Below are 12611 nucleotides of genomic sequence, written 5' to 3'. Positions count from 1 at the left end.
TTGTAAATTTTAATAGAGGAGTTTTTAGATCATGAACTTTGCAAACGTTGATTTGATGACCGCAATGGTGACCCCTTTCGATGATCACCAACAATTGGACGAAAAGCGGTTAGCAAGTTTGATTGAACATTTATTGGCACACGGCACCCAAGGTATTCTGGTGGGTGGGACAACTGGTGAAGCACCAACGCTAACCGAAGATGAAAAATTAACCTTACTAAAGAAAGCAGCTGAGATTGTCGATGGTCGGGTACCAATCGTGGCCGGGACCGGCTCAAACAGTACCGCTGCTACCATCGCATTTACTAAGAAGGTTAGTCAGATTAAGGGGATTGATGCAGCTTTAGTGGTGGTTCCCTACTACAACAAGCCTGATCAAGCTGGTATGATTGCCCACTTTACAGCGGTTGCTGATCAAGGTGGCTTACCAGTTATTATTTATAATATTCCGGGCCGGGTTATTGTGAAGATGACCGTGGCCACGATCTTAACATTAGCACAAAATCCCAATATTATTGGGATTAAGCAGTGTGCGACGATGGAAGAGTTTGGCGCGATTGTCGAAAATGCACCGGCTGATTTTCTTGTTTATACTGGTGAAGATTCTCAGAGTTTGGCTGCCAAGGAAATTGGTGGTGCTGGGGTTATCTCAGTGGCAAGTCATATCTATGGTGACGAAATGACGGCGATGTTTAGTGCCATCGACCAGGGTGAGATTGCCACGGCCGCTAAGTATCAACGGGACTTAACACCCAAGATGAGTGCCTTGTTTAGTGCACCATCGCCATCGCCAGTTAAAGCGGCCTTAAATCATTTGGGTCAGCCGGTGGGTGAACCACGGTTACCAATCTTACCATTGAGTACTGAACAAACGGCTCAGCTTTTTAAAACATTAAACATTTAGAAGAATCAAGGTGAAATAATTGAGTAGTGAAATTCAAATTACCCCATTTGGTGGGGTCCGTGAGAACGGCAAAAACATGTATGCTGTCGAAGTCGATGGTGATATTTATATTTTAGATTGTGGGTTAAAGTACCCGGAAAATGAGTTATTAGGAATTGATATCGTGATTCCGGACTTCAGTTATTTGCGAGAAAATGCTGATCGAATCGTCGGTGTCTTTTTGACCCACGGCCACGCTGATGCCATTGGTGCGTTACCGTACTTTTTGAATGAGTTCAACGTTCCCGTGTTTGGTTCAGAGCTAACCATTGAGTTGGCAAAAATTCAATTGCAAAAGGACCCTAAAGCTAAAAACTTTAATGACTTCCACATCATTAATGAGAAGACAGAAATTGATTTTGGCACGGTCACGGTTTCGTTTTTCCGCACGACCCATTCGATTCCAGATTCAATGGGAATCGTGTTGCAAACCAGTGCCGGTGAGGTCGTTTATACCGGTGACTTTAAGTTTGATCCGACGGCCGCAGGCGACTATCAGACTGATTTTGCGCGGTTGGCGGAGATTGGATCAAAAGGCGTCTTGGCGTTACTTAGTGATTCAGCTAATGCAGAAAATTATGAACAGCCGGTCAGTGAACGTGAAATTGCGGCCTATGTTTTAGAAACGTTTAAATATCATCCAGGACGGATCATTGTCGCTTCAGTTGCATCCAATATCTTGCGTATTCAGCAAGTTTTAGATGCCGCTGCAAAGTCTAATCGGAAAGTCGCTTTAATGCCTGGTGACGTTGAGAGTATCGTGAAGACCGCAATCGATTTAGGCAAGTTACACATGCCTGAAGACGTTGTCGTGCCACTTAAAGCCATTGATAAACTTAAACCTGAACAAATCGTGATTTTACAAACGGGCCGAATGGGCGAACCTATTAAGGCCTTACAACGGATGGCTAATAAGCAGGAGAGCAAGGTCAATATCGAAAAGGGTGATCTGGTGTTTATTACTACCACACCGTCACATTCGATGGAAACCGTGGTTGCCAAGACCCGTGATATGATTTATCGTGCTGATGCGGACGTTAAGGCGATTGCTGATGAAATGAATTCCTCCGGCCATGCCGCTAAACGTGACTTGCAAATGATGATCAACATGATGAAGCCCCAATATTTCATTCCGATTCAAGGGGAGTATCGTCTGTTGGATGCTCATGCGGACTTTGCACGTGAAGTTGGAATTCCGGACGACCATGTCCTGATCGCAGCCAAGGGTGACCAGTTACGTTATGACGGTGATACCATGCACTTGGCCGGTTCAATCGAAGTCGGCGATACGATGATCGATGGCATCGGGGTCGGTGACATTGGAAACATTGTGTTACGTGACCGCAAGATTTTGTCTGAAGACGGTATTTTCGTGGCAGTGGTCACGATTGATCGCAAAAAGAAGAAGATTATTGCCACTCCTAAGATTACTTCACGGGGCTTCGTCTACGTCAAGACTAGTAAAGACTTGATGCAAGAGAGCGCTGAGTTAGTCAAAACGACGGTGCAAGAAAATCTTGATAATAAAGAGTTTGATTGGGGCCATTTAAAACAGGCTGTCCGTGAGAAGTTGAACCATTATTTATGGGACCAGACCAAGCGGCACCCAGTTATTTTACCGGTTATTATGGAAGTTAATCAGCATCATCGGCGTACAAAGAAGGCTAAACCAGCCAAACCAGTCGAGACTGAATCTAAAGCTTAGTATTAAAAAAGTCGGAAGCTACTTCCGACTTTTTTGGTTACAATGAAGAGGAGGAAGGTTCAATGACAATAGCTGAAACACAATTGGCCGCCGAACAAGCCAGTCGAGCTCAGGATTGGTCCAAGGCGGCTAGTTTGTGGGAGCAAGTGTATCAGGCACAGCAAACGGCACCAGTTAATTACGAATTGGTCCAAGCGTTGGTGGCTGATCAACAATATGTGGCAGCAGCTAATTATGCCAGTGAGTTTGAAGCGCAGTATTTAGCAACCGATGCGGCCGCAGATCTGTATCTGAATGCATTGGTTGCTAATCATGACTTCATTTCTGCCCACATTATGATCAAGGCACGCCCAACGAGTACGTGGACTACGGCTGCAAACACAACTTTAAAAGCGGCGGAGAGTACGGCTGAGCGAACGCTAGGATCGACATTGACCACAACAATGCGTCATTTTTATCATTTATCTGACCAGCCCGTCCAGAAACAGGTGGCAGGTTTGCAAGCAGCCCGTCACCTGCCATATGAGCGCTATCTGACGGCAGCCAAGTTTCTATTAGTAGATCCGTTTTTGCATCCCTTAACACGAGTAGAAGTGTTATATACACTGTACCAATTGCAAGTATCAGAGACGGTCAAGATGCAGTGGCTACTGGATGAGAAGATGTTGACACTGTGTCCAGCAAAGTTAGTCGCACTCGGTCAGGACGAGACGAGCAAGGCCGTTTACCATGCTTTGAAAGTGCGACTTGGTAATCAAGATGTCTTTTTATATGAAAGCTTACGAGAACTTTTACAATTGCAATTAATGTATTTATATCCATGCGCTGCACAGGTTATTACAGATTCCACGGCTTGGATCGATCTTTTGATTAGTTTGCAAACTGGGCAGACGATAGCGCCGTCTGATGACCAAACTGAAAAAATGATGAAAATTCAGCAAAAAATTCAGCAATTTAGCCTTGATTTACAATCATAAGCGTGTGTAATAAGAATTTACTAACAAAAATTCAATTTTTTGAATAATATCTGTTTACAAATCAGATTAGGCTATATATAATATTTAAGGATTCTCAGTGATGGGTGCGCGATTTGGCCTTTTCACTAGGATGTAGTATAATACTAACTAAAGAATTGTTGAGACCATTTTGGCCTCGACGTTATTCTTGCGAAAATCACAGGAGGTTTCATTAATGGCAAAAGAACATTATGAAAGAACAAAACCCCATGTAAACATTGGTACTATTGGCCACGTTGACCATGGGAAGACTACTTTGACCGCTGCAATCACTAAGGTATTAGCATCTAAGGGCTTGGCTAAAGAACAAGACTTTGCTTCTATCGATGCTGCTCCGGAAGAACGTGAACGTGGTATTACTATCAACACTGCCCACGTTGAATACGAAACTGAAAAGCGTCACTACGCTCATATCGATGCCCCAGGACATGCTGACTACGTTAAGAACATGATTACTGGTGCCGCTCAAATGGACGGTGCAATCTTAGTTGTTGCCGCAACTGATGGTCCTATGCCACAAACGCGTGAACACATCCTCTTGGCTCGCCAAGTTGGTGTTGACTATATCGTTGTCTTCTTAAACAAGACTGATCTTGTTGACGATGACGAATTAGTTGACTTGGTTGAAATGGAAGTACGTGAATTACTTTCAGAATACGATTTCCCTGGTGACGATATTCCTGTTATCCGTGGTTCAGCGCTTAAAGCACTTGAAGGCGACCCAGAACAAGAAAAGGTTATCATGCACTTAATGGATGTTGTTGATGAATACATCCCAACTCCAGTTCGTGATACTGAAAAGCCTTTCTTAATGCCTGTTGAAGACGTCTTCTCAATCACTGGTCGTGGGACTGTTGCTTCTGGTCGTATCGATCGTGGGACTGTTAAGGTCGGCGACGAAGTTGAAATCGTTGGTTTACACGAAGATGTTCTTAAGTCAACTGTTACGGGTCTTGAAATGTTCCGTAAGACACTTGACTTAGGTGAAGCCGGGGATAACGTTGGTGCGTTATTACGTGGTGTTAACCGTGAACAAGTTGTTCGTGGCCAAGTTTTGGCTAAGCCAGGTTCGATCCAAACCCACAAGAAGTTCAAGGGTGAAGTTTATATCTTGAGCAAAGAAGAAGGTGGCCGTCATACGCCATTCTTCTCAAACTATCGTCCACAATTCTACTTCCACACCACTGATATCACTGGTGTTATTGAATTGCCAGACGGCGTTGAAATGGTTATGCCTGGTGACAACGTAACGTTCACTGTTGAATTGATTCAACCAGCTGCCATCGAAAAGGGTACCAAGTTCACGGTTCGTGAAGGTGGTCATACTGTCGGTGCCGGTGTTGTTTCAGAAATTGATGACTAATCTCTAACTGATTTTCATTGATTGATCTAAGCGACTTGGAAGTCTTCTTCCAAGTCGCTTTTTTTAAGAAAAACGAACAATAAATCGCGAGCTTATGCGCTTTTTTAGCCAATTTGGTTTACTTTACGGTGTCGATAGGTTAAACTTAACAAGTATGCAATTGACTAGAATTGTAGAAATTATAATGTTTCGGAGGGAATACAATGGCTGCAAAGTGGGAAAAGAAAGAAGGCAACCAAGGCGAATTAACATTCGAAATTGGTGCTGATAAAATTAGTGAAGGTATCGACAAGGCCTTCCAACGGACTAAAAAGAACTTAAATGTTCCTGGTTTCCGTAAGGGTAAGGTTCCACGTCAAATCTTCAATCAAATGTATGGTGAAGAAGCACTTTATCAAGATGCTTTAAACATCGTGCTCCCAGAGGCATATGAAGAAGCAATCAAGGAAACTGAAATCGAACCAGTTGATCAACCTCAAATCGATGTTGATAGCATGGAAAAAGGTAAGCCTTGGGTATTAAAGGCCGTTGTAACGGTTAAACCAGAAGTTAAGCTTGGTCAATACAAGGAACTTAGTGTAACGCGTCAAAATACTCGCGTTTATGCTAAGGATGTTGATGCCGAATTAGAATCACGGCGTGAAAAACAAGCTGAATTAGTTTTGAAGGAAGACCAACCAGCCGCTAAGGGCGATACGGTGGTTATTGATTTCAAAGGATTCGTTGATGGCGAACCATTTGAAGGTGGCGAATCAGAAAACTACTCACTTGAATTAGGTTCTAACTCATTCATCCCTGGTTTTGAAGACCAATTAGTTGGTGTCAAGGCTGGCGACGAAACTGAAGTTAAGGTAACGTTCCCTAAGGATTACCAAGCTGAAGACTTACAAAACAAAGAAGCCACTTTCAAAGTGACAGTTCATGAAGTCAAGACTAAGGAACTCCCTGAATTAGATGACGAATTTGCCAAGGATGTTGACGAAGATGTTGACACACTTGAAGAATTAAAAGCTAAGATCAAGGACGAACTTAAGGAACAAAAGGAATCCGCTGCACATGATGCCATTGAAGACGAAGCTTTAAACCAAGCGGTTGACAATGCTGAAATTCAAGCAATTCCTGATGCCATGAAAGAAGACGATATTCATCGTCAAATGGATCAATACTTGGCTAATATGCAACAACAAGGTATCGATCCAAAGACTTACTACAAGTTGACTGGTACTACTGAAGACGACTTGCACAAGCAATTTGCTGCTGATGCTGAACGCCGGGTTAAGACTAACTTGGTCTTAGAAGCGGTTGTTGAAGCTGAAAACATCAAGCCATCTCAGGATGAAATTGCGGCCGAAGTTAAGGATTTAGCTAGTCAATACAACATGGAAGAAAGTGCTGTTCGTGGTGCTTTAACGGATGACATGTTGTCACATGACATTGCGATTCGCCAAGCCGTTGACTTGATTGCGGATTCTGCTAAGCAAAATGCCAAAGCAGAAGACAAAAAAGACGACAGCGACAAGAACTAATTAATTCAATTAGATACAAGTCGAGGGTCTTGGAAGAATAATTCTTCCGAGACCCTTTTACATAGCGTCAGCTAATCGTAAGATTAATTTAATAGCTATTTGGCTGACGCCTGTGATTTACTGCGAGAATCATTCGGTTTTCAAAGTGGTTAGCCGGATGATTGAACAGATAATTTCGGGTTTAGGTTCGTCCATGTTATAGTAGTGGACGTAGAAGACAGTGCCTAAGCTGGTTTTAGCTCAGTTTTTCTGTTATGATTAATCCATGTAAATACATCGATGAGGTGAGAATGAATGTTTGAAAATACCGAGACAAACGGCCCTGTGAACTGCTCATTTTGTGGTAAATCACAAGATCAAGTTAAAAAGATCGTGGCTGGCCCCGGCGTTTATATCTGTAATGAATGTATCGATTTATGTAAAGAAATTATCGATGAAGAGTTTAGCGAAGAACAAACCCATGAATTAACAGATATCCCAACGCCAAAGGAAATTGTAGACGAGTTAGACCAATACGTGATCGGCCAAAATGAAGCTAAGCGGACCCTATCAGTTGCGGTTTATAACCACTACAAGCGGGTTAAGGCCATGGCTGATAATGATGAAGAGACCGAAGATGGTCCTGAATTACAAAAGAGTAATATTAGCTTAGTGGGACCAACTGGTTCTGGTAAGACTTTCTTAGCTCAGAGTTTAGCGCGAATTTTGGATGTGCCATTTGCTATTGCGGATGCCACGACGTTAACTGAAGCCGGCTATGTTGGTGAAGACGTTGAAAATATTTTGCTGAAATTACTGCAAAATGCGGATTACGACGTTGAACGTGCCGAAAAAGGGATCATTTATATTGATGAAATCGATAAGATCGCCAAGAAGAGTGAAAATGTCTCAATTACACGGGATGTTTCCGGTGAAGGGGTTCAACAAGCCCTCTTGAAGATTTTGGAAGGTACGATTGCCAATGTGCCACCGCAGGGCGGGCGTAAGCATCCCCAACAAGAGTTTATTCAAATTGACACGACCAACATTTTATTCATCGTTGGTGGGGCCTTTGATGGAATCGAAGACATCGTCAAACGTCGCCTAGGCGATAAAACGATTGGTTTCGGTACGGACACCGATGGTAAGAATGCCGTTCTAGACGATTCCAAGAGTCTCATGCAACAAGTTGTGCCAGAAGACCTCTTACAATTCGGTTTAATTCCTGAATTTATTGGGCGCCTTCCAATATTGACTGCGCTAGAACGTTTAACGGAAGATGATTTGGTCCGGATCTTAACGGAACCAAAGAATGCGCTTGTCAAGCAATATCAACGCCTAATTGCTCTAGACGGTGCAGAATTAGACTTTAACGATGACGCTTTACGTGCCATCGCGCAAGAAGCCTTAGCACGTAATACTGGTGCTCGGGGTCTACGCTCGATTATTGAAGACACGATGCGGGACATTATGTATGATATTCCAAGTCGTGAAGATGTTAAAAAGGTGATTATTACTCGCGAGACGGTTGCTGATCACGCTGAACCAGAACTGGTTTTAGCTGATCAAAAAGCTTCCTAACGTTTCGTTCAGAAGATCAATAGACATTACTCAGGACCGCGATGAGTTTTCATTCGCGGTCCTGAGTGCTGTTTAAATCGAATTTGAGCGCGGATGACAACCCGCTGCAAAAATTATGGTAAAATGAATGCAATACGATTGCAGAAGGAGTTAATTCGATGGAAGTGCATAACGTTGAACTTGTCATGAGCGCGGTAGCGCCGAGCCAGTACCCGACTACTGGGTTTCCAGAAATTGGGTTAGCGGGGCGCTCTAACGTCGGAAAATCATCCCTGATTAATGTGTTGATTAACCGCAATAGCTATGCGCGGACGTCTAGTCAACCTGGGAAGACCCAAACACTGAACTTTTATAAAGTTGAAGATCAATTATACTTCGTCGATGTTCCGGGATACGGTTATGCTAAGGTATCTAAGAAGGAACGTGAGAAGTGGGGACAAATGATTGAGACGTATCTAACAAGCCGAGAGACACTGCGGGGTGTCGTTATTCTAGTCGATGCACGTCATGCGCCAACTAAAGACGATGTCGCAATGTACGAGTGGATGCGTTACTATGAGATGCCATTACTGGTCGTGGCAACTAAGAGTGATAAAATTCCGCGTGGTAAGTGGAACAAACAGGAAAGTTTAATTAAAAAGACGCTTAACTTCCAAGCTGAAGACGATTTTATCGCCTTTTCAGCTAAGACCAAAGAAGGCAAGGATGCTGTTTGGCAATGGATCGAAGCGCACACTGTGGGAGGCAACTAACTTGGAATTTAATGAGTATCAGTCGTTAGCAAATCGGACATTATATGGTAATGAGCAGGTGCTGACGAACTTATCGCTGGGATTAGCTTCAGAGACTGGTCAAGTCGTTGACTTAGTCAAAAAGTATACGTTTCATGGTGAACGTTTGAATAAAGATCAGCTGACGAAACAGATGGGCGATGTGTTATGGTACTTATCACAAGTTGCTGAATGGGCGGATATTCCGTTCGAAGAAGTTGCGCAACAAAATATTGTTAAACTCAACGATAAGTACCCGAATGGTAAACCAGTTAAATAGTCGGTGAAGAGTGGTCTAACCTGAAGAGTTGGGCTGTCAGCAGGTAAGGCTGGCAGCCCAACTCTTTTTTATTGCGACGGACGACCACATATCATTTGCAAAAATTGTGTCATTATTGAGTTCGGCTGTTTATTTTCACTTTTCTAGGTAAATTAATTGCATTTGCAGCTGAAATAGCGTAAATTAAAGACTGTAAAAGAGTTGTGCACAACTTAAATGTTTTTGAAACGGAAAGGATGCTTAACTATGAAGATTAATATCAAAGACGATGCTCAAGCCTACCTTGCAGATAAGATTCCGGCAGGGAGTCAAGTAATTTTAACAACTGACGATGGTTCTAACAAATATTCGAGTTTAGGCGGTAGCTGTGCCATTGGTAATAAGTTTCAGTTAGTTATTCTTAAAGCCGCTGATCCCGACTATACCACGCCATTAGAAAATAATGCTGGTTATGTGATGCACGTTGCACCGGCTGATGAAGCCTACTTGGGGAACGGCCTCAACATTTCTCGCTGGCATAATGCTTTAGCGCTCAAGGATGATAGCGGGATGCTCGACGGTGCTTTGGCTGTTGTTGATTGGCGCGATGTTTCACCAGAAACGGAAGCAGAGCGGCGCGAAAAGATGCAAACAATCGGGACTAAAATTTGCTAAATAGTTATTCAAATAAAAACGCGATGGCTAACTGCCATTGCGTTTTTTTGACTGCTATTTATGGGCGTCCTTTTTATCAGCTGCCTTATTTTCTTTGCGTTTAGCATGTTCGTCAATAGTATCCTGAACCGCTTTAGTGGTGAGTTTATCCTTATCGTCAGGACCAATGGCAAACTTGTCGAATAGCTTATCAAGGTTATCTTGACGCTGTACTTTTAAACTCATAAAATCATTCCTTTCGATTAACGCCTATCATAGCAAATTTCCGACAATTTGTCAGTTATTCGTCTTTTATGCATAATCAATGGGTCAAAACGTGTATAAACGACTTATTTATGCATAAAATAAAGAAATTCTCAAAAATACTTGCATAAATAATCATATGCGGTTATACTTTATTCTTGTAAATTACAAAACGAGGAGAATACCTATGAAAAAAAGATTTGGGTGGTTTTTAGCCATTATTGTGGCCCTGATCATGACCGTCGTCCCACTCGGACAGACGCAACATGCGCAAGCGGCCGATAATTCATTAGAACAAATTCAGAAAAAGGGCGTCTTAGTAATGGGGACGTCGCCTGATTATCCACCGTATGAGTTTCAAGCAACGGTCAACGGTAAGAGTAAGATCGTTGGGATGGATGTTCAGATTGGGAAACAAGTTGCTAAGGATCTGGGCGTGAAGCTGAAGATCAAATCCATGTCATTTGACTCATTGCTAGTGGCACTCCAAACTGGCAAGGTTGATATGATTATCTCTGGGATGAACCCAACCCCTTCACGGCGGAAAAATGTTGATTTTACCCACGTTTATTATCAAGGTGGCTACGATATTGTCATCAATAAGACTGATAAGGGCAAGTACAAGAATAAGAATTCATTCAAGAATGGCACGTTGGGTGCCCAAACTGGAACGACTCAATATAATGCCGTCAAAAACCAAACGACTGCCAAGGCTAAAGGGATGACTTCACAATCTGATCTGATTTTGGCACTTCAGAGTCACAAAGTTGATGGGGTTGCTATGGAAAAGCCTTCTGCAGAAGCCTATGTTGCAAACAATAAGAGTTTGGTTGCTATTCCTAGTGACTTCAACATGAGCTCTAGTGCAACGAGTTCGGCGATCGCATTTCGGAAAGGTTCAACTAGTCTTGTTAACAAAGTCAATAAGACCGTTGATCGGATTAAGAAACAGAACCTCGTTAAAAAGCAATACTTACCGGCAGCCGGCAAGTATTTGAAGACCAATACCGTTAATACGTCAATGGGACATTACTGGAAGGCTTTTGCAACCGGGATCGAATATACGTTAATCATTACGGTTTGCTCCGTTTTCTTCGGTTTTATCATCGGTATTTTATTGGCATTAGCACGGATGGCTAAAGGAAATCCACTTAAGACTGCCATTCGGTGGTTAGCAACTGCGTATGTTGAATTTATTCGTGGGACGCCAATGATGGTCCAAGTGATGTTTGTGTACTTCGGACTTGGGTTATTCGTCAATTTACCAGCACTGACTTCTGGGATTATTGCGATTTCCTTGAACTCTGGTGCGTACGTTGCTGAATATATTCGTGGCGGGATTAATTCCGTCGATGTTGGGCAGACGGAAGCTGCTCGGAGTTTAGGAATGTCCAACGGTGAAACGATGCGTTACGTGGTCTTGCCACAAGCATTGAAGAACATTTGGCCATCACTTGGGAACGAATTTATTACGTTGATCAAGGATAGTTCCATCGTTTCGATTATTGGGGTCACTGAATTAATTTATCAAAGTAACATTGTTCGTTCAGATACGTACCGGGGGGTTGCACCGATCGTTGTTATTATGGTGCTATACTTCATCTTAACCTTTACCGCTTCACGGATCTTGAACTACTTCGAAAGGAGAATGCAACATGACTAAACCAGTAATTGAAGTTAAAGACCTTGCGAAGAGCTTCGGTGAAAATGACGTTTTAAAGGATATTACAGAAAAAGTTGAACCCGGTCAGGTGATCGTGGTGATTGGTCCTTCTGGTGGTGGGAAGAGTACCTTCTTACGTTGTTTAAACTTACTCGAGACGCCCACAAGTGGTCAAGTCGCTTTCGAAGGTCAAGATCTCACAACTTTGGATACGAAGAGTGTTAACGCGCTACGTGAAAAAATGGGAATGGTTTTCCAAGGGTTTAATCTATTTCCCAACATGACTGTATTGGAAAACATTAAATTGGCGCCGATGAAGGTCAAGCATGTCGATGATGCCGCGGCGACTAAGCAAGCGCACGAATTATTGCAACGCGTTGGGTTGGACGATCATGCGGATGCCTTTCCAAGTAGTCTTTCAGGTGGTCAGGCTCAACGGGTGGCGATTGCTCGTGCGTTGGCGATGAACCCTGAAGTGATGCTGTTTGACGAACCAACGTCTGCCTTGGACCCGGAAATGGTTGGGGAAGTGTTAAACGTGATGCAAGAACTTGCTAAGGATGGGATGACCATGGTTGTGGTCACTCACGAAATGGGTTTTGCTAAGTCAGTAGCGGATCGAATCTGGTTCATGGCTGATGGCTATATTCAGGAGAATAATACGCCTGAGGAATTCTTTGCGAACCCGCAAACAGAGCGGGCCCAAGATTTTCTTTCTAAAATTTTGATGTAAACAACACATAACCGGTAATCAGCTCAGTTGCTGATTACCGGTTTTTTGCTACACTGTGATCAGTAGCGACAGTGATGAATAGTCGGTCATAATAAAAATCATATTTCCGGGCTGTTTGGTTGAGCCCCATGCTAGCAGGCGGTATACTAATAATG

12 protein-coding genes are annotated in these 12611 nt (G+C 43.0%); 11 read left to right on the top strand and 1 reads right to left on the bottom strand.

Translation table 11 applies throughout. The features are described 5' to 3' along the window. The first annotated feature begins 31 nt into the window (after positions 1 to 31). The 9 genes from dapA (at position 32) to MZO41_RS10480 (ending at position 9817) form a co-directional block, all read left to right on the top strand. Positions 32 to 904 carry a 4-hydroxy-tetrahydrodipicolinate synthase gene (gene dapA / locus MZO41_RS10520; RefSeq protein ID WP_003640801.1) on the top strand — a complete coding sequence of 291 codons (873 nt, stop codon included), beginning with the start codon at positions 32 to 34 and terminating at the stop codon, positions 902 to 904. 19 nt (positions 905 to 923) lie between these two features. Continuing rightward, positions 924 to 2648: a ribonuclease J gene (locus tag MZO41_RS10515; protein WP_003640800.1), complete on the top strand. Its 1725-nt coding sequence runs from the start codon at positions 924 to 926 to the stop codon at positions 2646 to 2648. 62 nt (positions 2649 to 2710) lie between these two features. Continuing rightward, on the top strand, positions 2711 to 3625 hold the full coding sequence (locus tag MZO41_RS10510; protein WP_013355668.1) for a hypothetical protein: 915 nt from the start codon (positions 2711 to 2713) through the stop codon (positions 3623 to 3625). A 214-nt stretch (positions 3626 to 3839) separates the two neighbouring features. After that, entirely contained in the window at positions 3840 to 5027 is a 1188-nt protein-coding gene (tuf, locus tag MZO41_RS10505) for an elongation factor Tu (RefSeq protein ID WP_003640798.1), read from the top strand. Positions 5028 to 5230: 203 nt separating this feature from the next. After that, entirely contained in the window at positions 5231 to 6553 is a 1323-nt protein-coding gene (tig, locus tag MZO41_RS10500; protein ID WP_003640797.1) for a trigger factor, read from the top strand. 294 nt (positions 6554 to 6847) lie between these two features. Next, positions 6848 to 8113 carry an ATP-dependent Clp protease ATP-binding subunit ClpX gene (gene clpX, locus MZO41_RS10495; RefSeq protein WP_003640796.1) on the top strand — a complete coding sequence of 422 codons (1266 nt, stop codon included), beginning with the start codon at positions 6848 to 6850 and terminating at the stop codon, positions 8111 to 8113. Between the two features lie 158 nt (positions 8114 to 8271). After that, positions 8272 to 8865 carry a ribosome biogenesis GTP-binding protein YihA/YsxC gene (gene yihA, locus MZO41_RS10490; RefSeq protein ID WP_003640795.1) on the top strand — a complete coding sequence of 198 codons (594 nt, stop codon included), beginning with the start codon at positions 8272 to 8274 and terminating at the stop codon, positions 8863 to 8865. Position 8866: 1 nt separating this feature from the next. Next, complete coding sequence (locus MZO41_RS10485) at positions 8867 to 9163, top strand: nucleoside triphosphate pyrophosphohydrolase family protein (RefSeq protein ID WP_003640794.1); 297 nt, start codon at positions 8867 to 8869, stop codon at positions 9161 to 9163. A gap of 246 nt (positions 9164 to 9409) precedes the next feature. Next, a complete protein-coding gene (locus MZO41_RS10480; protein WP_003644577.1) occupies positions 9410 to 9817 on the top strand; it encodes an iron-sulfur cluster biosynthesis family protein in 408 nt (135 codons plus the stop codon). Between the two features lie 54 nt (positions 9818 to 9871). On the opposite strand, the gene MZO41_RS10475 is transcribed toward MZO41_RS10480, so the two are convergent. Continuing rightward, positions 9872 to 10042 carry an SPJ_0845 family protein gene (locus tag MZO41_RS10475; protein ID WP_003640792.1) on the bottom strand — a complete coding sequence of 57 codons (171 nt, stop codon included), beginning with the start codon at positions 10040 to 10042 and terminating at the stop codon, positions 9872 to 9874. Between the two features lie 205 nt (positions 10043 to 10247). On the opposite strand from MZO41_RS10475, the gene MZO41_RS10470 reads away from it, so the two are divergent. Together MZO41_RS10470 and MZO41_RS10465 are read left to right on the top strand one after the other, a co-directional pair. Continuing rightward, complete coding sequence (locus MZO41_RS10470; RefSeq protein WP_003640791.1) at positions 10248 to 11723, top strand: ABC transporter substrate-binding protein/permease; 1476 nt, start codon at positions 10248 to 10250, stop codon at positions 11721 to 11723. Further along, positions 11716 to 12456 (top strand): amino acid ABC transporter ATP-binding protein, encoded by a 741-nt coding sequence (locus tag MZO41_RS10465; RefSeq protein ID WP_003640790.1) that lies wholly within the window; start codon positions 11716 to 11718, stop codon positions 12454 to 12456. Before MZO41_RS10470 ends, MZO41_RS10465 begins: the two co-directional genes overlap by 8 nt. Positions 12457 to 12611 lie beyond the last annotated feature (155 nt).

Origin of the sequence: Lactiplantibacillus sp. C232 (genome assembly GCF_023806725.1) — a bacterium.
Taxonomy (GTDB): Bacteria; Bacillota; Bacilli; order Lactobacillales; family Lactobacillaceae; genus Lactiplantibacillus; species Lactiplantibacillus plantarum.
This window is presented reverse-complemented; position numbering and strand designations above follow the sequence as displayed.